The organism is Microbacterium sp. ZXX196 (genome assembly GCF_009709595.1).
Taxonomy (GTDB): domain Bacteria; phylum Actinomycetota; class Actinomycetes; order Actinomycetales; family Microbacteriaceae; genus Microbacterium; species Microbacterium excoecariae.
In genome coordinates, this window is the sequence record NZ_WMEE01000559.1 from 1 (window position 1) to 230 (window position 230).

The window sequence follows — 230 nt, forward strand, 5'->3', positions numbered from 1 at the left end:
GAAACGGGTTCTTCAAGCCGAATATGTCCGTCCAGGTTGGCCGGCTCTACCCCACGAATGACAAGCGGCGAGATGCCGCTTACACGATCTTCTACATGGGCATCAACATCGGCGCGTGCATCTCGCCACTGTTGTGCGGTTGGTTGGCGGCAAACACCATCGGAAGTTACCACTCTGGCTTTACCCTCGCGGGTATTGGCATGGTCCTGGGCCTGGTGATTTATTTGGCT

Annotated in this window: 1 protein-coding gene; it reads left to right on the forward strand. The window is 56.1% G+C overall.

The features are described from left to right. The coding region (locus GJQ66_RS13965) for an MFS transporter (RefSeq protein WP_368732945.1) at window positions 1–230 on the forward strand (230 nt) is incomplete at both ends.